General features: G+C 29.9%; 20 protein-coding genes and 1 pseudogene. 11 read left to right on the top strand and 10 right to left on the bottom strand.

All coding sequences use genetic code 11. The annotated features are described in order from the left end of the window. From smpB to sstT, 9 genes are read right to left on the bottom strand one after another with little or no spacing between them, the layout of a single operon-like run. On the bottom strand, positions 1-453 hold the full coding sequence (gene smpB / locus AJ887_RS03700) for an SsrA-binding protein SmpB (protein ID WP_044779146.1): 453 nt from the start codon (positions 451-453) through the stop codon (positions 1-3). Next, positions 450-1,217 (bottom strand): 4-(cytidine 5'-diphospho)-2-C-methyl-D-erythritol kinase, encoded by a 768-nt coding sequence (locus AJ887_RS03695; RefSeq protein ID WP_002870521.1) that lies wholly within the window; start codon positions 1,215-1,217, stop codon positions 450-452. Before AJ887_RS03695 ends, smpB begins: the two co-directional genes overlap by 4 nt. After that, on the bottom strand, positions 1,214-1,441 hold the full coding sequence (csrA, locus tag AJ887_RS03690; protein WP_002852854.1) for a carbon storage regulator CsrA: 228 nt from the start codon (positions 1,439-1,441) through the stop codon (positions 1,214-1,216). Before csrA ends, AJ887_RS03695 begins: the two co-directional genes overlap by 4 nt. Then, the gene (gene truB / locus AJ887_RS03685; RefSeq protein ID WP_002870522.1) at positions 1,435-2,253 is read right to left on the bottom strand and encodes a tRNA pseudouridine(55) synthase TruB; all 819 of its coding nucleotides are present in this window, start codon (positions 2,251-2,253) and stop codon (positions 1,435-1,437) included. The genes csrA and truB overlap by 7 nt, the downstream gene beginning before the upstream one ends. Continuing rightward, positions 2,250-4,325, bottom strand: a complete 2,076-nt coding sequence (locus tag AJ887_RS03680; RefSeq protein WP_002866122.1) for an ATP-dependent helicase — start codon at positions 4,323-4,325, stop codon at positions 2,250-2,252. Before AJ887_RS03680 ends, truB begins: the two co-directional genes overlap by 4 nt. Then, positions 4,322-4,759: a hypothetical protein gene (locus AJ887_RS03675; protein ID WP_044779148.1), complete on the bottom strand. Its 438-nt coding sequence runs from the start codon at positions 4,757-4,759 to the stop codon at positions 4,322-4,324. Before AJ887_RS03675 ends, AJ887_RS03680 begins: the two co-directional genes overlap by 4 nt. Next, the gene (locus AJ887_RS03670; protein ID WP_044779149.1) at positions 4,753-6,474 is read right to left on the bottom strand and encodes a M3 family oligoendopeptidase; all 1,722 of its coding nucleotides are present in this window, start codon (positions 6,472-6,474) and stop codon (positions 4,753-4,755) included. The genes AJ887_RS03675 and AJ887_RS03670 overlap by 7 nt, the downstream gene beginning before the upstream one ends. A gap of 3 nt (positions 6,475-6,477) precedes the next feature. Next, positions 6,478-7,365 carry an aspartate carbamoyltransferase catalytic subunit gene (locus AJ887_RS03665; RefSeq protein ID WP_070240195.1) on the bottom strand — a complete coding sequence of 296 codons (888 nt, stop codon included), beginning with the start codon at positions 7,363-7,365 and terminating at the stop codon, positions 6,478-6,480. 9 nt (positions 7,366-7,374) lie between these two features. Next, positions 7,375-8,598 carry a serine/threonine transporter SstT gene (sstT, locus tag AJ887_RS03660; protein ID WP_044780199.1) on the bottom strand — a complete coding sequence of 408 codons (1,224 nt, stop codon included), beginning with the start codon at positions 8,596-8,598 and terminating at the stop codon, positions 7,375-7,377. Between the two features lie 139 nt (positions 8,599-8,737). Here sstT and metK point away from each other — a divergent pair, with 139 nt between their 5' ends. Further along, positions 8,738-9,934, top strand: coding sequence for a methionine adenosyltransferase (gene metK / locus AJ887_RS03655; RefSeq protein ID WP_002861817.1), 1,197 nt, complete (start codon positions 8,738-8,740; stop codon positions 9,932-9,934). Positions 9,935-10,170: 236 nt separating this feature from the next. Here the strand turns inward: metK and AJ887_RS03650 are convergent. Beyond that, a pseudogene (locus tag AJ887_RS03650) lies at positions 10,171-11,497 on the bottom strand (apolipoprotein N-acyltransferase). Between AJ887_RS03650 and yajC the strand changes: the two are divergent. From yajC to AJ887_RS03600, 10 genes are read left to right on the top strand one after another with little or no spacing between them, the layout of a single operon-like run. Further along, positions 11,470-11,742, top strand: a complete 273-nt coding sequence (gene yajC / locus AJ887_RS03645) for a preprotein translocase subunit YajC (RefSeq protein ID WP_002786346.1) — start codon at positions 11,470-11,472, stop codon at positions 11,740-11,742. The pseudogene AJ887_RS03650 and the gene yajC sit on opposite strands and share 28 nt — an antisense overlap. Next, the gene (gene secD, locus AJ887_RS03640) at positions 11,735-13,315 is read left to right on the top strand and encodes a protein translocase subunit SecD (protein ID WP_070240191.1); all 1,581 of its coding nucleotides are present in this window, start codon (positions 11,735-11,737) and stop codon (positions 13,313-13,315) included. The genes yajC and secD overlap by 8 nt, the downstream gene beginning before the upstream one ends. Further along, positions 13,315-14,286, top strand: coding sequence for a protein translocase subunit SecF (secF, locus tag AJ887_RS03635; protein ID WP_002858025.1), 972 nt, complete (start codon positions 13,315-13,317; stop codon positions 14,284-14,286). The genes secD and secF overlap by 1 nt, the downstream gene beginning before the upstream one ends. A 9-nt stretch (positions 14,287-14,295) precedes the next feature. After that, positions 14,296-16,725 (top strand): leucine--tRNA ligase, encoded by a 2,430-nt coding sequence (leuS, locus tag AJ887_RS03630; protein WP_002880809.1) that lies wholly within the window; start codon positions 14,296-14,298, stop codon positions 16,723-16,725. Further along, positions 16,722-17,234, top strand: coding sequence for an LPS assembly lipoprotein LptE (lptE, locus tag AJ887_RS03625; RefSeq protein ID WP_002860199.1), 513 nt, complete (start codon positions 16,722-16,724; stop codon positions 17,232-17,234). The genes leuS and lptE overlap by 4 nt, the downstream gene beginning before the upstream one ends. After that, positions 17,218-18,615, top strand: coding sequence for a hypothetical protein (locus tag AJ887_RS03620; RefSeq protein WP_070284846.1), 1,398 nt, complete (start codon positions 17,218-17,220; stop codon positions 18,613-18,615). Before lptE ends, AJ887_RS03620 begins: the two co-directional genes overlap by 17 nt. After that, positions 18,605-19,765 (top strand): folylpolyglutamate synthase/dihydrofolate synthase family protein, encoded by a 1,161-nt coding sequence (locus tag AJ887_RS03615; protein ID WP_002880807.1) that lies wholly within the window; start codon positions 18,605-18,607, stop codon positions 19,763-19,765. The genes AJ887_RS03620 and AJ887_RS03615 overlap by 11 nt, the downstream gene beginning before the upstream one ends. Beyond that, positions 19,752-20,654, top strand: a complete 903-nt coding sequence (locus tag AJ887_RS03610) for a M23 family metallopeptidase (RefSeq protein WP_002861810.1) — start codon at positions 19,752-19,754, stop codon at positions 20,652-20,654. Before AJ887_RS03615 ends, AJ887_RS03610 begins: the two co-directional genes overlap by 14 nt. After that, positions 20,591-20,986, top strand: a complete 396-nt coding sequence (locus tag AJ887_RS03605) for a polymer-forming cytoskeletal protein (RefSeq protein ID WP_002861809.1) — start codon at positions 20,591-20,593, stop codon at positions 20,984-20,986. Before AJ887_RS03610 ends, AJ887_RS03605 begins: the two co-directional genes overlap by 64 nt. After that, positions 20,986-23,922, top strand: a complete 2,937-nt coding sequence (locus AJ887_RS03600; RefSeq protein ID WP_070284844.1) for a DEAD/DEAH box helicase — start codon at positions 20,986-20,988, stop codon at positions 23,920-23,922. The genes AJ887_RS03605 and AJ887_RS03600 overlap by 1 nt, the downstream gene beginning before the upstream one ends. The last annotated feature ends 1 nt before the right edge of the window (position 23,923 follow it).

The following is a 23,923-nucleotide window of genomic DNA, read 5'->3' as shown; positions in this document are numbered from 1 at the left end:
TTATTTATAATTTTTCATAGCAGCTCTAGCTTCTAAATCGGCTTGCTTTTTCTTTAAAGTTTCACGCTTGTCGTGCAAATTTTTCCCTTTAGCTAAAGCAAGAGTGGCTTTTACTTTATTTTTTGTGTTAAAATAAAGATCTAATGCAACGATAGTATATCCTTCTATACTTACTTTACCTAATAATTTATCAATTTGCTTTCTATGCATTAAAAGCTTTCTAGCATCTCTTTCTTCGTGTTTATAGAAAGAATGTGTAGTATGAAGCAATGAAATATGAGAATTAAGTAAAAAAATCTCATTTTTTATAATGCGAACAAAAGAGTCTTTAAGATTTGCTCTTCCTGCTCTTAAAGCTACAACTTCACTTCCCTTAAGGACAATTCCGGCTTCAAAGCGTTCTATGATGCTATAATCAAATAAAGCTTTTTTATTTCTCGCAATAATTTTCATCGATCAACCTTAAAAACACTACTACCGCTACCGCTTAGAAAAAAATCTTCTTGTAAGTAAGACTTCATTTTAGGATATAAAGTTGCACAAGGAGTAAATAAATCATTTAATTCTTTGTTTTTAAAGTTTTGTAACAACTCTTTTGTGCTGAGTTTTTTGTAGATTTGCGCTTGATTATTGTTTTTTTGAAAGTCAAATATTCCTCTATCAAATTCATCATAAACAGCTTTAGTTTGGCAAGATATTTGTGGAAAAGTCCATTTTAAATTAGGTATGTCATCTTCAAATTCTTTTATAATTTCACCACAGCCACTTACATTAGCAGAGTGAAAGCCACTTAAAAAAAAGGCAATATCACTTCCTAGTTGTATGCTTAAATTTATAAGTTCTTGTAGGTTTAATTTTAAATTTAGGGTTTCATTCATTAGTAGTAAAAAACTCGCACAATCGCTACTTCCACCACCAAGCCCAGCACATACTGGGATATTTTTTGTGAGTTTTAGGCTTTTTTTGCTAAATAATTCTTTTAATTCGTTATTATATCTTTTAGAAAGTAGCAAATAAGCCTTTTGAATAATATTATTTTCGCATTTAAAATTACTAATGATTTCAAATTCTTTTTTAGAGTCTGATTCTTTATCAACAAGCTCAAGCTCATCAAAAAGATCTTTTAAAAGTATAAATCGTGATTCTAAAAGATGATATTTTCTTGAGTCAAAACCGGTAAGTTTTAAAAAAATATTTGCTTTAGCGTAAGCTTTCATTTGATTAGTTTTTTGCTTAAGTCATCAAGTTTAATATCATTCTGAACAACAGAATGCAAATTTTCATCCTTTACTTGTTGAACAAGTTCTTTTCTAAGTATCATAAGAGATTTTGGAGCTTCTATGCCTATTTTGGCATATCCTTTCCCTGTTTGAACGACTTTGATTTCTATACCTTCTCCGATAATTATACTTTCATTTTCTTTTCTTGATAATATTAACATTTTTCAACCTTATTCAGAAGATATTTTACTGTATTTTCTTTAATATTAATTACGCTAAAATATTTTTCTGTTTCAATATAATAATCTCCTTCATCATGAAATTCTAATTCTTCGACAAAAATTTTAGCACCATTTTCGAGTTTACTTAAATTCTTGATAAAATTTGGCTTTAGGTTAATGTATTTTAACACATTTAAGCTTTTCTCATTATTATAAACAAATTTACCTTCTTTAATGCGCTCTAAAGAGCTTAAAGTCGCATTAATACCTAGTTTTCTAGCAAAAAGTTCGCAATAAGATCTTATATAAGCACCTTCACTGACTGTGATTTCAATATTTAAAAAAGGATGATTATAGCTTAAGATCTTGCAATCAAATACTTCCATTTGACAAGGTTTTAAATTTACTTCTATACCTTTTTTTGCAAGTTCATAGGCGCGAGTTCCATTGATTCTTTTGGCGCTAAATTGCGGTGGTGTATAGGAGATAATTCCTTGCATTTGATCAACGATTTGTTGTAAATTTGCAAGATCAAATTCTTTTATATTTTTAATTTCTTTTATATTTTGATCATCAAGACTTAAGGAGTAAACTCCAAGCCATAAAGTAGCTTTATAGGTTTTTGGAGTTTTTTTTAAAAAACGGAAAAGTTTTGTGTATTGTCCAAATGCAACGATTAAAATCCCTTTGGCGAAAGGATCAAGAGTGCCAGAATATCCTGCTTTTTTATTTTTATATTTTTTCTTTAAAGTGCTTAAAAAGGCATTAGAGCTCAAACCCCTTGGTTTAAAGGCTGCAAAGATCTTGTTCATACTGCTTTTTCCACAAAGCTTGCCATGATTACACGCATTATACCACCAAAATTAATATTAAGCTTTTCCTCTTTTCCGCTTTTATTAACTTCAACAACCCTACCAATGCCAAAAATTTTATGTTTAACTAGATCTCCTTTACAAAAGCTAGTTTTTTGTATATTTTGATTTTTTGATTTTTCATTGATTAATTTACTTTCTTCTAAGAAGCGACTAGGATTGATATTTGCTCTTGAACCATGATAAAAACGAGAATTTGCAACACTTATTGTGAGAAATTTTTTGGCGCGAGTGATGGCAACATAAGCAAGACGGCGTTCTTCTTCGAGATTTTCTTCGCTATTTAAAGGAAAAAATCCTTCATCAAAGCCTATTATAAAAACATAATCAAATTCCAAACCTTTGCTAGCATGAATACTCATCAAGCAAACACATTCTTCATCTAAATTATCTTGATCACTTAATAAAGAAATTTCACTAAGTAGATCTTCTAAAGAAGCTTCGGGATCTTCTTTGAGTTTTTCTCTTAGATTAGCATAAAACTCATCAAGATTTCTGATTCTTTCATCTCCATCATCTTGCTCTGAAAAATAATCTTTGATTTTAAATAATTCTTCTATATTATCAAAAACCTTTTTTGCATTATCGTAGCTTTTTAGAGTGTGAATATTTTGTATAAAAATATTTGCTTCATTTTGTGCTTTTTTTGTTGTTAAAATTCCTACACCGCCATCGCTTTCACATAAGGCATCAAAAAGTGAAATTTGACGTTTTTTTGCATATTCTTCTAAATTTTTTAGGGCTTTTTCTCCTATGGATCTTTTAGGGCGATTAATAATACGCCTAAATGACAAATCATCGTTTGGATTTAAGATAAGTCTAAGATACGAGATTAAATCTTTTATTTCTAATCTTTCATAAAAACGCATACCGCTAAGCAGTTTATAAGAAATTTTTTCCTTCATAAATGCTTCTTCTATTGCTCTTGATAGTGCATTAACTCGAAATAAAACGGCGATCTCTTTAGCTTCTACTCCAGAATTTAGCAATTTTTTCACTTCTTGAGCGATATATAAACCTTCATCTTTTTCGTTTTCGTTTTTTAATATTTTAATATTTTCCCCAGTATCTTTAGTGCAGATTAAAGTTTTTCCAAGTCGTTGCTCATTGTGAGATATGAGATTATTTGCTGCTTGTAAAATAGTCCCTACTGAACGATAGTTTTGTTCAAGTTTTACAAGTTTAACATTTTTAAAATCGTTTTGAAAATTTAAAATATTTTCAATTTTTGCTCCACGCCAACTATAAATACTTTGATCATCATCACCAACAACTGTGATATTTTCATGCATACAACATAGATTTTTTAGAATTTTATATTGCAAGGTATTAGTATCTTGATACTCATCAACTGTAATGTAATTATAAAGTAAGCTTTGTTCTTTGGCAAAATTTATATCATTTTCCAAAATGAGATTGCTTAGCAATAAAAGATCATCAAAATCTACAAAATTTTGCTTTAATAAGTATTCTTCATAAGCACGGTAATAGTTGGCAAATTTGTATTCATTTTGATATTTTTCAAAATTATGTTCTTTTAGTAAATTTAAATCTTCAAAGACATTGCTTACTCTTTTGCCTTCATTTTTACAATAAGATATGTATTTGATAATATCATAGACATTATCTTTGTTTTTATCATGGATTAAATCTTTAATTATTTTTTTTGTATCATCTGTATCGATAACAATAAAACTATTTTTACGCTCCAATCTTTCAAAGTGTAGTTTTAAAAATAAAAGTCCAAATTTGTGAAAGGTGCAAAGCAAAGGATTGTGATTACCTTGTAGAAAATTTAATGCTCTATGACGCATAACACTAGCTGCTTTATTCGTAAAAGTAAGAGTAAGAGTGTTATGCGAGGGGATGCCTACTTCACCGATAAGATAAGCAAGACGAGTGGTGATAGTTTTGGTTTTTCCACTACCTGCACCTGCTAGGATAAGCATAGCTCCATCAATGTGGCTTACCGCTTGTTTTTGGCTATCATTTAAATCTTCAAATAGATTCATTTTTTGAAAATATCTTTATTTTTTGGATTATTTAAAAATATATTTTTAGATTTTTGTAAATTTTTACTATTTTCACGTTTATAAAGGCTAAAATTAACAAATAAAATGCTATTTTCTATTTGAATTTGCGTGATAGCTCCTAAATCAACCTTTACAAAACTATCAAAATCATCATTACCAAAACCTGCGTGAAATTGAATGAAATCTTTATTTAGCTGTATGGATTCAAAGGTGTATCCTCCAAGGGCAAAAAGAGCATAAGGATTTTGTTTAACATCAAGCTCTTTGGGAAGTTCAGGGTTGAAATCTATGAAATTTGTATTTGCAACTATAGAAAATTCTATATTTTCTTCTATAAGGTGTGAAATAACTTCATAACAATGCTTTTGCATGGTATGGATAAAATTTTTATTTTTTAAGATTGTTTCTAGCATGATTGTAACTCCATAAATTCATTGATGAGTTTTTGAATTTCTTTTATGCCTATTTCCCAAAAATTTTCATCTTCTATATCAAATCCAAACATTCCTACTAGTTCTTTTGGACTCACACTTCCACCTAAAGAAAGCATTTTGATATAAAGTTCTTTAAAATTTTCACATTTTTTGCTTTTGTAAAGTCCATAAAGAGCTAAAACTAAAAGTTGGGCATAAGCATAAGCATAGCAGTAAAAAGGAGAATGGATAAAATGAGGAATATAACTCCACCAAGAAGCATAATTTTTTGTAAGTTTTACGCTATCTTGAAACATTTTTTGAGATTCTTCCATCCAAATTTTATTGATTTCTTCGGTGCTTAATTCATTTTCTTGAGCATGTAAGCGTCTTTCAAAACAAGTAAAATTAATTTGTCTATAAAAAGTTGCAAAAATATCTTCGATTTTATTTGCATATAAAGATAGGAGTTCTTCTTTTTTTAACTTATCTTTAATAAAATCAAATACGAGCATTTCGGCAAAAACTGAAGCTGTTTCTGCGGTGGTTAAAGGTGTGTTTTGATTTAAGTAGCTTACATTGTAAGAAAGTTTTTGATGGATAGTGTGTCCTAATTCATGTGCAAGTGTAAAAAGATCACGCCTTTTATCGGTGTAGTTTAATAAAACAAAAGGATGCGCATCAGAAGTTGCAGAATGTGAAAAAGCACCCCCTTGTTTATTTTCTTGTGGATAAACATCAATCCAGCCTTGATTAAAAGCATTTTTTGCTATATCATAAAATTGCGGAGAAAAAGCTTGAAATGCCTCTAAAACAATATTTTTACTTGTTTTAAAATCAAAACTTGCTTCTTTTCCTATGGGTGCATATCTATCATAGTCTTTAAGCTCATCATAGCCCAAAATTTGTTTTTTTCTTTTGTAAAATTGCGATACTAAGTTAAAATGTTTTTGCGCACTTGCTATCAAGGAATCAACGCTTTTTTGCGAAATTTGATTGCTGATATGTCTTGAAATTTCAGCATTTTCATAACCTCTTAATAAGCTTATATTTTTTCTTTCTGTTTTTATCATATTGATAATAAAACTTAAAAGTCTGCTATTTTTTTGCAAAACTTTACTGAATTTTTTAGCAGCTTTTTTGCGTATTTTTCTATCTTCGTCATACATTTTGCTTAGAATTTCTTCTTCGCTAAGTTTTTTACCTTCAAAAGGGATTTTTAAAGCACTCATACTTTCATCAAAAAGCCTACTAAAAGCATTTGCACCTGTATTTGAAAGATAGAGCATAATGCGTTCTTCGTTTTTGCTAAGATTATAGCGTTTGTTTTGCAATAAATTAGAAAGATAAAAATCATAATCTTTACAAAAAGTTGTAAATTCTTGACTTTTTTCAGGAACTAACTCACAAAATTCAAGCTCGAAAAAGAGTAAATTTTCTTCTATTTTTTTGCATTCTTCTTCGTATTGTGCGTAAAAAGAACCATTTTGAGTGTTTTTAGCAAAAAGCAAATAAGCATAAGTCATGATTTTGCCAAGAGCTTGATTTAAATTTTCATAATCTTTTAAAGCTTGTAAAAACTCATTAGCATTTAATGTATAGAGTTTATTTTCATAGTCTTTTTTAAAATTTAAACTTTGTTGGATTTGATCTTGTGTAAAATTTTGCAACGCTTCTTTATTGTGAAATAAAGCACTTAAATCCCATTCTAACATTTTTTATCCTTCATTTTCTAATATGAGTTTTTTAAGAACAGCCATTCTAATGGCCACTCCATTTTTAACTTGTTTTAAAACTAAAGTTCTTTCATCACTCATCATTTCATCGCTTATGTCAATATTGCGATTTACAGGGCCTGGATGTAGTAAAATAAGCTTTTTATCTTTTACCAAGCTTTTTTGAATACAAAAATCATTTGCATAGTCTTTAAGTGAAGCATAAACGGTTTTATTATGTCTTTCTGTTTGTGTTCTAAGACTCATGATAATATCTGAATTTGCTATGATATTCTCATCAAGCTTATAATGTTTTTTAAGATGGGTATTAGGCATAAAATGTGGTGGAGCTACTAGGGTAATATCAAGATTAAATCTGCTTAAAAGTTCTATATTGGACGCTGCAACGCGGGAATTTTTGATATCACCTACGATGCAAATTTTCTTACCTTCGACATCGCCTTGAAAATGATTATAAATAGTGAATAAATCTAGCAAAGCTTGGGTAGGATGGGCGTGTTTTCCATCTCCTCCATTAACAACTGGACAATGCATATGCTTTGCCAATATCAAAGGAACTCCTGAGTTTGCGTGTCTTATAACAATAGCATTAGGACTCATGGCATCTAAATTAGCAGCAGTATCATAAAGAGTTTCTCCTTTGCTAGAGCTTGATCTTGAAACATCAAGGCGTAAAACCTTAGCACCTAATCTTCTTGCAGCGCTTTCAAAAGATGAAAGGGTGCGTGTAGAGTTTTCAAAAAAAATTGTCGTGATACTTTTTCCTTTAAGAAAAGTTCTAGGTTTTTCATCTAAGAAATCACTTGCTTCTTTAAAAAGCTCCATAATTTCGACTTTATTAAAATCCTTTGTAGTGATGAGATGACGCATGCTTTTACCTTATTTGATATTATAATTTAATTCATTTTTAGAACAAATTGCTGTAAAAAGAACATCTGTAGAACTATTTAAAGCAGTTTCAACACTATCTTGAATAACCCCTATAATAAAACCTATGGCAACTACCTTCATAGCAATATCATAGTCTATATTAAATAAAGAACAAGCCAAAGGTATAAGCAGTAAGGATCCACCCGCAACTCCGCTAGCCCCGCAAGCTGCAAAGGTGGCAATAATGCTTAATAAAAGGGCTTGCAAAAGACTGATTTCTATACCAACGGTATTGGCTGTAGTAAGACTTAAAATAGCTATAGTAACTGCCGCTCCTGCCATGTTGATAGTAGCTCCTAAAGGTATAGAAATGCCATAAAATTCTTTATCTATGCCAAGTTTGGCGCAAAGTGCCATATTAACAGGGATATTTGCCGCTGAACTTCTTGTGAAAAAAGCAAAAAATGCACTGTGTCTTAAGCAGATAAAAATCAAAGGAAAAGGATTTTTTCTTGTATAAAAAAAAACTATTAAGGCATTGATAACAAAAGTAACAAAAAGCATAGTAGCTACAAGTAAAAATAAAAGTTTTATATAGCTTAGTAAGCCTTGTGCTCCTGTTTGTGCTACAGAATTAGCCACAAGTCCAAAAATTCCAAAAGGAGCAAGTTTTACTACAAATTTAACAATTTTCAAAACCCCTTCATTGATATCTATAAAAACTTGTTTTACTTCGTTAGAGCAGTGTTTTAATGCTATGCCTCCAGCTATTGCCCAGGTTAAAATTCCTAAATAATTCCCACTTGAAAGAGCATTTATAGGATTATCGACAATTTTAAATAAAAGATCTTTAAAAATCTCACTCATGTGGGTTGGAGATGAGTTTGTAGCGGTTTGAATTCCATCTAAAACAAGCTTTACAGGAAAGAAAAAATTAGCAAGAACCGCACAAGCTGAAGCAAGAAAGGTGCCTACTATATATAAAATGATAATATTTTTGATCTTAGCACCACTTTGAGAAAAATCTTTAGTGCAAATTGAAGTTAAAATCAAAACAAAAACAAGCATAGGAGCGATAGCTTTTAAGGCACTTGTAAAAAGTATTCCGAGTAAATTTGCAATTTCAGATATTTCTTTAGAACTAATGCCTATAAGTATTCCTAGTACTATACCTATGCAAATTTGAACTATGAGGTTGCCTTTAGCGTAGCTTTGAATGATTTTAGAAAACATAAAAACCTTTTAAATATTTTTTATATCAGAAGTTGATTTTAGCTAATTTTTGCTTAATTTTAGAGAATTTTTAATTTATCAAGCTTTGATAAGTTTATTTGGATACAATTGTGGTTCATTTTAAATGAAAGGACTTTTTATGTATCTATTCACTTCAGAAGTCGTAAGTGCAGGTCATCCAGACAAGTGCGCTGATATAATCGCTGATACGATAGTGGATATACTCTTGAAAAATGACAAAAATTCAAGGGTGGCGAGTGAGGTTTTTGTCGCAGGAAATAAGGTTGTGATAGGAGGCGAAGTTAAGTCAAATCACAAACTTAGTAAAGCTGATTACGATAATTTAGTTAAAGATGTTTTAAAAAACATTGGTTATGATGGGGCAGGGCATTTTAACAAAGAGCAGTGTTTGCATCCTGATGAAGTTGATGTTATGGTGTTTTTAAATGAACAAAGCCCTGATATCAATCAAGGTGTTGATCAAGAAGATGGCGAAACAGGAGCAGGTGATCAAGGCATTATGTTTGGTTTTGCAAGTTGTGAGGCTGAAGAATACATGCCAGCAGCCATTAGCTATGCAAGAATGCTATGTGATAAAGTCTACGCTTATGCAAAAGCAAATCCACACGAACTTGGCGTGGATATTAAAACTCAAGTAACTATTGATTATGGCACTAAGGCGAATTTTGAAAATTGCAAACCGCAAAGTATTCATACTATAGTAGTTTCTGCGCCTTGTGTTGAAAGTATGAAAATAGAAGATTTAAGATCTTTGGTGATGAAACTTATCTTAGATAGTAATTTACCAAAAGAACTTTTTGACCCTAATAAGACTAGAATTTTAATCAATCCAACTGGTAAATATATTAATCATTCTTCTTTACATGATAGTGGTTTAACAGGAAGAAAACTTATAGTAGATAGTTTTGGAGGTTATTCTCCAATAGGTGGTGGCGCACAATCGAGCAAAGATTATACTAAAGTTGATAGAAGTGGACTTTATGCAGGTAGATGGCTAGCTAAAAATATAGTTGCAGCAGGGCTTGCTAAAAAATGTATTGTTCAACTTAGTTATGCTATAGGTGTTGCAAAACCTACTTCGGTAAGTGTGGATTGTATGGGCACAAATACCAGTGTAAATGATGATGTTTTAAGTGATTTTGTTATGCAAAACTTCTCTTTAACGCCAAATTGGATCCGTGATAAATTTCATCTGGATAAACCAAGTAAAGAAACTTTTCTTTATGCGGATGTAGCGGCTCGTGGGCAAGTAGGACAAAAGGACTATCCTTGGGAACAACTTGATGCTCTAGAACAGTTTAAAAAGCTGCTTTAAAAAATTAACAATATTATACAAGCTTAAATAAGGCTTGTATAATTATAAAGAATTAATGAAGTTGTATTAATTTTTGACTTAGAGGGATATTTTTCAATATCCCCCATAAATATAAAAGTTAGGAAGGAAGCTAAATTAATTTAGCTTTGGGGTAAAAACCCCTCTAAGTCAAAATATTATTTGACAGAATTATAATATAAAATAACTTAAATTACTTTAAAATTAAAATTTTAATATTATTTTTTATCATTAAATATTTCTTTGGATAAATTTTTTCCAATCTTTACTTAAAAGCTTTTTAGGGAGTATAACTATATTCTCTTTACCATTTGTAGCATGATAAACACTAACCCCATATTTACTTGCATAAAATTTCATTAAGAGTTGTTGGAGTTTGTATTCGCTGCTATTATTAAACCAAGCATTGTTGCTTAGAGCTATAATAATTTGTGAATTTTGATAGTTTTGTTCTTTGGTAGCTTCATAACAAATTGCATTTGTAATAATTTGATTGTCTAATTTATATTTGCTTTGTATAGGACCTTGGGAAAATTCTTCAATATTTTTAAGAAAATATTTTTTTATTAAGTCTTTAAAAAATGGAATTTCTTCACCAAAGGGAACTAAAAAATGCTTATTTAAAATATAGACATTGCCTTTTTTAAAGATATACGTGCTATTGTAAGTATGCTCTTTTTCAGTATAAAATGCTCCCGTAATAATGGTAATTTTATAAGATAATTCTTTAAGCATAAGTTCATATTTGGTATTTTTTAAATCAAAAGCAAAAGCGGTTTCAGGCAAGATTACAAGTTCTTTTTTTTCATTTATAGCTTGAAATATATCTTGAATTAGGATATCAGAATTTGATTTTAAATTTTCTTGTAAAAATTTTTGATCTTGAGAGATATTAGTATTGATGAGTTTGTAGTTTAAATTAAGAGTTTGAGCTTGTTTTTCATTATATTGAAATCCACTAAAGAATAAAACAAGAACAATTGCTATTTTATAATATCTTGATATATAACCCTCATAGATGAAATATGCTATTAAAAATATGCAAATAATACCACGATAACTTGGGTCAAAAAAACCATAAACTGTAAAAATTCCCCAATTAAGCCAATCAAATCCTAAAGGATGGATAAAACTTATGCAAAAAATTCCACAAAGTCTTAAAAAATCAAATTTTAATAAATAACATAATCTAAAAAGTAGTCCATAAATAAAACCAATGATAATTGGTATAATTGGTACTAAATAGTTTAGATTAAAATAAATTGAAGATAAACCAATCCACCAAAACCAAAGAATCCCTACAAAAAAACCTATCCAAAAATATTGTTTAGAATTTTTACTTTTTAGAAGTAAAACTAACCCGTAAATAGCTAAAAATGGGCTAATGGTTTGTGTAAAAATATTTTCAAAAAATGATAGATAAATAGAATTTGAAAGTAAAATTGCAATAAAAAAGACTTTTATTATTTTAAAAATGATAGAATTAGTGTTTAATTTTTTTGGAATAAAGGAAAAATATGGCAGAAAATTCAATTTTAACTTCATTATTACCTCTTGTAGTGTTATTTGCAATTTTTTATTTCTTGGTGATCAGACCGCAACAAAAACAAGCAAAAGCACATAAACAAATGCTTGAGTCTTTGCAAAAAGGAGATAAAATCATCACTAATGGCGGACTTATTTGTGAAGTCGTAAAACCAGAGGAGGATTTTATCAAAGTTAAGCTTAATGAAGACAATGTTACTGCAAAAATTTCAAGAGAATTTATAGCAAAGAAAATTGATGCGTAATTCTAAAATCAATTATCGCTTGATTATTTTTATAGCGGTATTTATTTTTGGAGTGGCTTTTTCACTCCCTTCTTTTTTGCAGTCAGAACGTGGTGTGAAGATTAATTTAGGGCTTGATTTGCAAGGTGGGCTTTATATGCTCTTAGGTGTAGATAATGAAGAAGCTGTAAAATCTAAAATAAAATCAATTGCATCTTCATTGAGTTATTCTTTTAATAAAGAAAATATTTTAAATGACGGCTTAAATACCCATGATGATATTTTAGAATTTACTTTGCTTGATAATGCGGATATTGCAAAAGTTGAAAATTTGCTTAAAGAAATAAAAGGAATTAATATACAAAGTGAAAATATGCACTATAAAATTTCTTTTACCTCAGAAGAAGTAAAAAATATAGAAAATTTTGCACTTTTGCAAGCAGTTGAAACCATAAGAAATAGGCTTGATCAATTTGGTTTAGCAGAGCCAACAGTTGCTAAACAAGGTAATGATAAGATTTTGGTTGAACTTGCAGGGATTAAAACCAAAGAAGATGAACTAAGAGCAAAAGAACGCATCACAAAAGCAGCACATTTACAACTTATGGAAGTTGATGATTCTAAAATGGGTCAAGCTTCCACAATGAGCGACGCTGAGGCTGCGAGTTATGGACTGATTTTAGTGCCTGATTCTAGAAATCCAAATTTAAAATATACCTTAAAAAGTATACCTATTTTAGATGGATCTATGCTTACTGATGCTAGAGTAGGGATTAGTGATAAGAGTAATTATCCTGTGATTAATTTTACTTTAAATGCCGAGGGTTCTAAAAAATTTGCTGATTATACAGGAGCAAATGTTGGAAAGCGTCTTGCTATTGTACTTGATAATAAAGTATATTCTGCTCCATCTATCAATGAACGCATAGGCGGAGGTAGTGGGCAAATCAGTGGAGCTTTTACTCAAGAAGAAGCACGCGATGTGGCGGTAGCTTTAAGAAGTGGAGCTTTGCTTGCGCCTGTAAAATTACTTGAACAAAGAAGCATAGGACCATCTTTAGGTGCTGATAGTATTAAAATGAGTATGATAGCCTTAATCGGTGCATCGGTTTTTATTGTAGTATTTATGATGATGTATTACGGTGTGGCAGGAATTTTTGCAAATATTGCAATGCTAGTTAATGTTTTGGTAGTAGTTGCTGTTATGGCTATGTTTGGAGCAACTTTAACTTTACCAGGGATGGCAGGACTTGTTTTAACTGTGGGTATGGCAGTAGATGCAAATGTGATTATCAATGAGCGTATACGAGAACTCTTGCGAGATGGAGTAAATATAAGAGTTAGTATAGAACAAGGTTATAAAAATGCTATGAGTGCGATTATAGATTCAAATATCACTTCTTTAGTTACTTCGGTAGCACTTTATGCCTATGGAACAGGAGCAGTTAAAGGTTTTGCTGTGACTTTGGGAATTGGTATCGTTGTTTCTATGATTACAGCTATTTTAGGAACTCACGGAATGTTTGATTATTTTATGCAACGCATAGAAAAAAATAATAATACAAGATTTTGGTTTGGCTATAGGAGAAGATAATGCAGTTTTTTAGCGAAAAGAAAATTTATGATTTTATGAGAATGCGTTTTGCTGCTATTTCCCTTTCTTTTATTTTGTTTTTTGGTTCTATTTATTTACTTTGGGATAGGGGTTTACAATATGGCATTGATTTTAGCGGAGGAACTTTAGTTCAGCTTAAATATGAAAATGCAGCTCCTATAACGCAAATTCGAGAAATTTTAGAAAATCAAGGAACTTTTCAAAATTTATCTGTAACTGAGTTTGGAAGCAATGAAGAAGTAACTATACGCTTTTTAGGAAGTAATGATAATGTAAGCAATGATATAGGCGAGCATATAAGCACTCTTTTAAAGGATACGGGAAAATTTGAGGTGCGTCGTGCTGATGTGGTAGGACCAAAAGTAGGTGATGAACTTAGAAATAAAGGACTTATGGCTATAGCTGTATCTTTGATAGCAATTTTAATTTATATAGCGTTGCGTTTTGAGTGGCGTTTTGCTCTTGCGGCTATAATCAGTGAAATTCATGATGTTGTGATTACTTTAGGAGCAATTTCTTTATTTAAAATTGATGTCAATTTAGATACTTTGGCTGCTGTTTTAACTGTGCTTGGATACTCTTTGAATGATACAATTATTATTTTTGATAGAATCAGAGAAGGTATTAAAACAAGTAAAAAAACCGAACTTGCACCTATTATTAATGAAAGTGTTTCAGCAACTTTATCAAGAACGGTTTTAACTTCAGGGTTGACTTTAGCAACCGTTGTGATACTTTATTTCTTTGGCGGGGAAATGATACAAGGATTTTCTTTGGCTTTAATTGTAGGTATTATAGCGGGAACTTTAAGCTCTATCTTTGTTGCAAGTCCGACATTATTATGGTTTAAATTTAGTGTGCTTGAGTTTAGAAATAAAGAAATTGAAAAAGCAAAAAGAAAACAAGATAAAGAACGCAATCGTGCAATGTATGAAAAAGGAACTGTGTAAGGAGAATTTATGGCTTATGAAGCAAGTTTAATAGAAAAAAAATGGCAAAAAATTTGGGATGAAAATGAATATTTTGAGCCAAAAGATGACTTAAATTTGCCTAAAAAATATATTTTATCGATGTTTCCTTATCCTAGTGGACGCATTCATATGGGGCATGTAAGAAATTATACTATAGGTGATGCTTTGGCAAGATATTATCGCAAGATAGGTTTTAATGTTTTACATCCTATAGGTTTTGATAGTTTTGGCATGCCTGCTGAAAATGCAGCTATTAAACATAAAATTCATCCTAAGTCATGGACTTATGAAAATATAGCTTATATGAAAAAAGAACTTTTTTCTTTAGGTTTTTCTTTTTCTAAAAAAAGAATGCTTGCTACTTCAGATCCACTTTATACAAAATTTGAGCAAGAATTTTTTATTAAGATGTTTGAAAAAGGTTTGATTTACACTAAAGAAGCAAATGTAAATTGGTGTGAACAAGATCAAACGGTTTTGGCTAATGAGCAAGTTGAAGACGGAAAATGTTGGCGTTGTGGTCATGAAGTGGTGCAGAAAAAAATGCCAGGTTATTATGTAAAAATCACTGCTTATGCTGAGGAACTTTTAAAAGATTTAGAAGAATTAAAAGATAAATGGCCTAATCAAGTTTTAACTATGCAAGAAAATTGGATTGGTAAAAGCGAAGGTTTGGAATTTTCTTTAAATTTAGACGAAGAAAGCAAGCAAAAAACCAAAGAAAGTTCTTTAGAAGTTTTTACTACAAGAGCAGATACAATTTATGGAGTTTCGTATATCGCTTTAGCTCCAGAACATAAAATTGTTCAAAATTTGCTTTCGCAAAATTTATTAAATCAAGATGTATTAAATAAAATCAAAACTATTCAAAATCAAAGCCCAAGAGAAAGACAAAGTTCTGAAAAAGAAGGTTATTTTCTAGGAATTTATGCCATTCATCCTTTAAGCGGAGAAAAAATTCCTTTGTGGGTGGCTAATTTTGTCTTGGCTGATTATGGTAGTGGAGCGGTTATGGCTGTTCCAGCTCATGATGAAAGAGATTTTGAATTTGCAACAAAATATAATCTTGCCATCAAACAAGTTATTCAAACTCAAGAAAATTTACCTTATACGCAAAAATCAGGAAAATTAATTAATAGCCAAGAGTTTGATAATCTTGATTGTAATGAGGCAAGATTAAAAATCATTTCTCAGTTTGAAGCTAAAAATATAGGAAAAAGGGTTGTAAATTTTAAAATTCGTGATTGGGGTGTTTCACGCCAAAGATATTGGGGTGCGCCTATTCCTATGATTAAATGTCAAATTTGTGGTATAGTGCCTCAAAAACTAGAAAATTTACCTATTATCTTACCTGAAGATGTGCAAATTACAGGTGAGGGTAATCCACTTGATAAACATCCAACTTGGAAAAATTGTATTTGTCCTAAATGTGGCAAAGAGGCTCAAAAAGAAAGTGATACTTTAGATACTTTTTTTGAAAGTTCTTGGTATTTTGCACGTTTTGCAAGTGATGAGAGAACTTGGCAGGAAAAAGCTTTAGATGAAAAAAGTGTAAAGTATTGGATGAGTGTGGATCAATATATAGGTGGTATTGAACATGCAATCTTGCATTTACTTTATGCGAGATTTTTCCAAAAAGCTTTAAGAGACTTGGGTTATTTAACACAAAATGAACCTTTTGATAGACTTTTAACTCAGGGTATGGTGTTAAAAGATGGTGCTAAAATGTCAAAATCAAAAGGCAATGTTGTAGATCCTGATGAGATTATAGAAAAATACGGTGCTGATACCGCAAGACTTTTTATACTTTTTGCTGCGCCTCCGGCTAAAGAGCTTGAATGGAATGATGATGCGGTTGAAGGGGCTTATAGATTTATTTGCAAACTCTATGATAGGGCGCAAAATGTTAAAAAAGGTGAGCTTGTAGAATTAAAACAAGAAAATTTAAATAAAGAAGAAAAATATGCAAGATTAAAGGTATATGAAGCTTTGAAAAAATCTTTTGAAGTTTATCATCAAAGTTTTGCTTTCAATACTTTAATTGCAGCTTGCATGGAAGCTTTAAATGCTTTAGCGCTTTGCAAAAATGAAGCTTTGGAGCAAGAGGCTTTTTATATTATTTTAAATATTTTAGAGCCTATTATTCCTCATGTTTGTTTTGAGCTTAGCGAGGAGCTTTTTAAATGTAAAAATTTCAAAAAATTAGAACTTAAAGAAGAGGTTTTTGTAAAAGATACTTTAAATTTAGCTGTAAGTATTAATGGTAAAAAAAGGGCTGAATTTGAAATTTCAAGTAGTGCGAGTAAAGAAGAAATTTTAGCTTTTGCAAAAGAAAATACTGCTAAATGGCTTGAAGGTAAGAGTATAGTTAAAGAAATTTATGTGGAAGGAAAGCTAGTTAATCTAGTGATTAAATGAAAAAGATTTTAATTTTTTGTATAGGTTTATTTTTAGGTGCTTGTGGATATGTTCCTACATCAAAAATCGCTAATAATATTTTCGATGAGAAGGTTTATGTTAATGTTGAATTAAGTCAACAAGACCCAAAAAATAGTATCTATGTTGCCGATACTTTAAAAGAAATGGTAATTTCAAAATTAGGGCGTAAACTTGCTTTAAAACACGAGGCAGATGATGTAATCAATGTTAAAATGAATAATTTAGAATTTATTCCTTTAGCTTATGATAAAAATGGCTATGTCATTAGTTATAAAGCTAAATTAAATTTAGATTTTAATGTTGTCTTTAAAGATGGTTCAAGTCAGGCTTTTAGTACAAGTGGAAGTTATAATTTTGAAATTTCTCCAAATAGTATTATTAGTGATTCTGCAAGGTATGAGGCTATTCGAGCAGCTTCAAGCGAGGCATTTGATGAGTTTATTTCCGTAATTGCTATTAAAGGGCAAAAACGTGATTCCAAATACTAATGAAATAGCAAAGCAAACTTTAATTGCATTAAAAGAAAGAAAACTAAAACCAACTCCTGAAAATTATACGGAAATTTTTGAAGAACTATCTTTAAAATATGGTATCACAAGCTCAAATAAAGCTAAACTTGACAAATACAAAACCTTACTTTTACCGATTTATCAACAAGAATTAAATTCTAAAACTATAAGAAGTTTAGAAGAACTAATTAGTTTTTTAATTTCTGTTTTAAATAGACAAAGCGGAAAACAATTTAGTGAATTTTTTGATTTTTTATATACCATATCTAAAACTTTGCAAATAAGTAAGGATAAAAAGATAAGAGATTTGGCTAAGGTGACTTCGATTAGAATTTCTAAAACTATGGATAGTGAAAGTATTTACTTGCTTACCAAAAAATGGAAAGAGCTTGAAAGAAATTATGATGAAAATAATTTAGAAGAACAAGCTCGTAAATATGGCATTAGTAAATATGATGATTATGATAGCGTGATTAAAAAACTCTTAGTTAAACTTGAAGAGCGTAGTTATGAGCACTTTAGTGAATTATTTTGCTTGGGTTTGAATCCTTCATTGGTGGAAGATTTAAAAATTCAAGGTTTTATACAAAATTTAACACAAAAACCTTTTATAATAGGCGAAGAAAATTTTAAGAACGAATTAATGGAATTTATCAATCATCGCATAATGGTTGATAATATGTATGTCCAAAAAAATTTAAATTTTTTTAATGATAATCTAAAAAAAATCTATGAATTGCTTGTTTTGCTTAATAAATCGAATGAACAAAACATGGATTTTATTAATACCTTAAAACCAGATGAAAATGGGGAAGTAAAACTTAGTTTTGAGGATTTAAAACTAAAATTTAAACAACTTGGAGAAAAAATTACATCTTTAAATAATCAAATTGAATTCACGCAAAGTTTGGAGGAGAGAGAGGCTTGGAGTGTTCTTAAAGAGCTTGATAAAATGGATGAAAATTTTAATAAGTATAAAGTTAATTATTCTTTAGCTTTATTTTCTATAGTAAATTACCGTTTCATTATGGAAAAATATGGTATGGGAAGTTTGAATGAAATTTTTGTTCGATTTAAAAAAATTTTAAAAGATTCTTGTAGCGAATTTGATGAACTGTGGATGATAGATGAAAAGAGTTATTTGATTGTTTCGCCAGGAAAAAGTAAAGATGAAATTACACAGCTTGTAAATACAAATCTTAAAACTATAGAAAATTTTAGATTTATTTATAAGCAAGATATTATAACTCCTAAAATTCAAGTGGCTTATCTTGATAAGCAAAGTAAGCCAAGTATTAATATTTTAGACGAGTTAATAAAGCAAATTACAGCGGTTAATGAGCAATATAATGAAAGTTGAGAATTTTTTAGCCCAAAAAAGTATAAATTACGATAAAATTGACCGTTTTTTGATGTTTAGAATGTATGAAAAATATAAGAAATGTTTTAAAAATATTCCTATAATCCAACTTATAGGCACAAACGGTAAAGGTAGCACGGGCAGATATTTAACTCAACTTTTAGAAAATTTAAATTATAAAATAGGGCATTATACTAGCCCGCACATTTTCAGTTTTAATGAAAGATTTTATCTTGATGGTAAGATTGCAAATGATGAAGAATTAGATCAAGCGCATATAAGACTTGAAGAAATTTTTAAACAAGACTTGCAAAAATTAAGTTATTTCGAATATGCTACTTTTTTAGCTATGATTTTATTTCAAAAATGCGATTTCATTGTTTTAGAAGCAGGGGTGGGTGGAGAATATGATGCTACTTCTGTTTTTGAAAGAAGAATGAATATTTTTACAAGAATTGGATTTGACCATGTTCAAATTTTGGGTAATTCTTTAGAAGATATTGCAAGAACCAAGCTTAAAATTATGGCACCTATAGCACTTATAAGTGATGAGCAAGAGCAAAATGTTTTAAACTTAGCAAAAAAAATTGCTTTTTTAAAAAAAGCTGATTTGCAAGTTTCTTCCTTAAATCCTTTTTTGAAAGAAAATTTTGAGATTTATTGTAAAAAGTTTGTTTTACCTTGTTTTTTAAAGCATAATTTAAAGCTTGCATTAAAGGCTTGTGAAATTTTAACTTCGCAAGAAAAAACCTTAGAAGCTTTAAAAAAGTTACAAGAGTTAAATTTACAAGGAAGATGCCAAGAAATTTCTCCAAATTTTTTTGTTGATGTGGGTCATAATCCCATGGCTGCTAAGGCTATGCTTGATAAATTTCAAGGAGAAAAAATAAATCTTATTTATAATGCTTATTTGGATAAGGATATTTTTCAAATTTTAAATGCATTAAAGCCTATTATTGATACAATACAAATATATAAATATAAAAGTGCAGAACGAAAGCTGGCTGATGATGAAATTTATAGTATTGCATCAAAGCTAGGCATACAATGTAAAGAATTTGTAAAATTAGAAGAAAATAAAAAAAATCTAGTTTTTGGCTCTTTTATGCTGGTAGAAAATTTTTTAAAGGAGTGGTGTGGTAAAAAATAAATTCACTATTACCATTACAGATATTAACGGTTCAAGACATTTTTATTTAAATCAAATAATCAAAAAAATAGTTTTTTATACTATTGCTTTTATTGTTTTATTTTTAGTTTTTAGTGGTTTTTATATCAAATATCTCGATAGCAAACTTAGTGATATCAGTGAAAAGCGTGAGGAGCTTTTGAAAAAAAGCAAAGAATTGGAATTATCTAATTCGCAAATGCAAAAAAGCATAGAAGAAAAAACTCAGCAGTATGCAGCTATAGAAGATAAAATAGCTTCTTTTGAAGAGGCTTTGGGCTTAGAAGCAGAAAATAATCTTACAATTAGTGCAAGACTTGATAATCTTCAGCTTACCAATGAGCAGCAGCTTGGAATTTTGGGGCAAATTCCTAATGGATGGCCTATTGAAAATAAAGGCATTACAGGAAATTTTGGCTGGAGAGAGCATCCGCTTTTAAAAAGAAGGGAATTTCATCCTGGTATTGATTTAAGAGCAGAAATTGGTACTCCTATTTATGCACCAGCAAGTGGAGTAGTGGAATTTTCAGGTTATAGTGATAATGGCTATGGCTATAATGTAATTTTATTGCATAATTTTGGTTTTAAAACAGTATTTGCTCATATGATGCGCAAAGAAGTAGTCAAAGCAGGTCAATTTGTTAGCAAGGGGCAGTTGATAGGTTATAGTGGCAATACAGGTCTTTCTACGGGACCGCATTTGCACTATGAGGTAAGGTTTATTAATAAAACTTTAGAACCTTTGTATTTTTTAAATTTGCAAAGAAAAAATATGAATGATTTTTTTAATCAAGAAAGGAGAGTTCCATGGCAATCTTTAATAAAGGCGGTATCAGCCCAACATCCAGTCCTAGCTCAGAAACAACAGTAATTTCTTCAGGTGCGAGAATTGAGGGTAAATTTTATTTTGCTTCTATGCTTCATGTCGATGGAGAGTTAAGTGGTATTATTCATTCTGAAAGCATTGTAGTTATCGGAAAAAATGGAAATTTAAAAGGTGAATTACAAGCAGATAAAATTGTAGTAAATGGGTATTTTGAAGGGCAACTTGAGGCCAATAGTTTAGAAATTTTAGCGGGCGGAGTTGTTAATGGCGATATTTCAACGCAAAAAATTTCTATAGAAAATGGCGGTCGCTTTAATGGAACTAGTAAAATTAAAGAAGATACTATCAAACTTATTGAAAATAACAACGAAGAATAATGCAAGCTTCATTTTATGAATACCTACAAAATCCAAAAATTTGTGAACTTTTGCTTTGTAAAGATGAAAAACAAGCAGATTTGCTCGCTCAAGTTTCACGATTTAAGGGTTTAAAAACCTTTGTTTTACCTGATTTTAGAGCGCAGTTTGGAGATGATTTAAGGGCTTTTTCCAAAGAACTTTTTAATCTTTGCAAGATTTTAAATGCTTATCATAAAGAAGAAGAAAAAAAAATCCTTATTTCTCCTTTAAATACTGTTTTAAAAAAACTTCCTTCAAAAAAACATTTGCAAAATTATTATATCGATAAAAAACAAAATTTTGATTTGAAATGTTTTGAAGATGAAATTTCAAGATTGGGATACGAATTTGTAGATATAGTTCAGGATAAAGGTGAAATTTCAATTCGTGCGGATATTATTGATATTTTTTGTATCAATGAAGAAAATCCTATTAGAATTTTACTTTTTGGCGAAGAGATTGAAAGCATAAGATATTTTGATTTGCAAAGTCAAAAGTCTATTCCTAATGAACTAGAACATTTTGAAATTTGTCCTTTTTTAAAATATTTTGACAAAGAAAATTATGAAATTTTTAAGGACAAATTAGAAGATTTTCAAAGTGATACTTTAATACATGATATCAATTCTTTAGGGTTTTGGTGTATTGATGATTTTTTTGATTATTTAGAACTTGATTTTTTAGCTTGTGAAAAGTTTGATATTAACGAATATGAAAAAGATATAAGTTTTGTGAATGCAAAAATTTTACCTCAAGCTAAAAAATTTAAAGAATTGCAAAGTTCTTACAATAAAGATTTTTTTGAATTTCATAAAAATAAAAAAATCACACTTTTAGCTAAAAACGAAGCTTTGTTTAAAGCTTTGGAGCTTGAAGATACTCAAAATATCCATTTTGTAAAAAGTGATTTAAGACTTAATCTTATTAGTCCTGAAGAGCTAATCATTTCTTTAAATCAAAAAGAAAAACAAAAAACAAGAAAAAAAGCTAGTTTGATTATAGATGAGCTTAAAAATGGGGATTATATAGTACACGAAGATTATGGGGTAGGTAAATTTTTAGGTCTTGAGATGATAGTGATAAGCGGAGCAAAAAAAGAGTTTGTTGCTATAGAGTATCAAAATTCTGACAAGCTTTTATTACCAGTGGAAAATCTTTATTTGATTGATAAATATTTGGGCGTGAGTGGATCTATTCCAAGCTTAGATAAACTAGGTAAAACAACCTTTATTAAACTTAAAGAAAAATTAAAAACTAAACTTTTAGCCATAGCTTCTGAAATTGTTATTATGGCAGCTAAAAGATCTTTAGTGCAAGCAAAAAAAATTACAGTGGATTTAAATAGACAAGCTGATTTTATAGCTAGTGCGGGTTTTGTTTATACAAGTGATCAAGATAAAGCCTGTCATGAAATTTTGCAAGATTTTCAAAGTGGAAAAGTCATGGATAGGCTTTTAAGCGGTGATGTGGGTTTTGGAAAAACTGAAGTTGCTATGAATGCTATTTATCCAGTAGTTAAAAGTGGATTTTGCGCATTTTTATTTGCGCCTACGACTTTGCTTTCTCATCAGCATTATAAAACCTTAAAAAAGCGTTTTGATCCTTTTGATATAAAGGTTTTTAAACTGGATCGCTTTACAAGTAGTGCAGAAAAAAAACAAGTTTTACAAAATTTAAAAGAAAATAAAGCTTGTGTAGTTGTAGGAACTCATGCACTTTTAAGTGTAGAATGTGAAAATTTAGCCCTTGTTATTATTGATGAAGAGCATAAATTTGGAGTGAAGCAAAAAGAAAAGCTTAAAGAAATCACTCAAAATTCACATATTTTATCCATGTCAGCAACCCCTATACCAAGAAGCTTAAATCAAGCTTTAAGTTCTATAAAATCTTATAGTGTTTTGCAAACTCCACCAGAAGATAGAATGGATGTAAGAACTTTTGTCAAAGAAAATGATGACGCGCTTTTAAAAGAAGCTATAGCAAGAGAGTTAAGACGTGGTGGGCAAATTTTTTATATTCATAATCATATTGCAAGTATAGAGCAGTGTAAAAAACATTTATTAGAACTTTTTTCTACTTTGCGTATTTTGATTTTACATTCTAAAATCGATGCCAAGGTGCAAGAAGAAGAAATGTTAAAATTTGAAAACAAAGAATATGATTTGCTTTTAAGTACCTCTATCGTAGAAAGTGGGATTGATTTACCTAATGCAAATACTATTATAGTAGAAAAAAGCGATCGTTTTGGTATAGCTGATCTACATCAATTGCGTGGGCGTGCGGGAAGAAGTGATAAGCAAGGTTATTGTTATTTTTTAATCGAAGATAAAAATACTATCACAAAAGATGCTTTAAAGCGTCTTGTTTCCTTAGAAAGCAATTCTTTTTTGGGCGCAGGTTCTGTTTTGGCTTATCATGATCTTGAAATTCGTGGCGGTGGAAATTTATTAGGTGTGGATCAAAGTGGACATATCGAGCAAATTGGATATAGTTTATATCTTAAAATGTTAGAAGATGAACTTAATGCTTTAAGTAAAAATGAAGTGGATCAAAAAGAAAATAAACTTGATTTAAAACTCAATGTTAATGCCTTTTTAAATAGCGAGCTTATCAGTGAAGATCGCCTAAGATTAGAGCTTTATAGAAGACTTAGCAAGTGCGAGCAAGTTCATGAGGTTTATGAGATTGAAGGTGAAATTGAAGATCGCTTTGGAAAACTTGACATTTATACTAAGCAATTTTTATCTTTGATTATTATTAAAATTTTAGCTTTAAATAAATTTAAAAGTATTAGCAATTATGAGCAAAATATTCAATTTACTGCTTTAAATGATGAAAAAGAACTCATCAAAGCAAAAAGCAAAGACGATGATGATATTTTAGAGGCAATTTTAACGCATTTAAGAAAGGCTTAAA

The sequence above is a fragment of the Campylobacter sp. BCW_6466 genome (assembly GCF_001762835.1).
GTDB classification, from domain to species: Bacteria; Campylobacterota; Campylobacteria; order Campylobacterales; family Campylobacteraceae; genus Campylobacter_D; species Campylobacter_D jejuni.
Note: the sequence above shows the minus strand (reverse complement) of the source record. Positions and strands in the feature narration are given on the sequence as shown.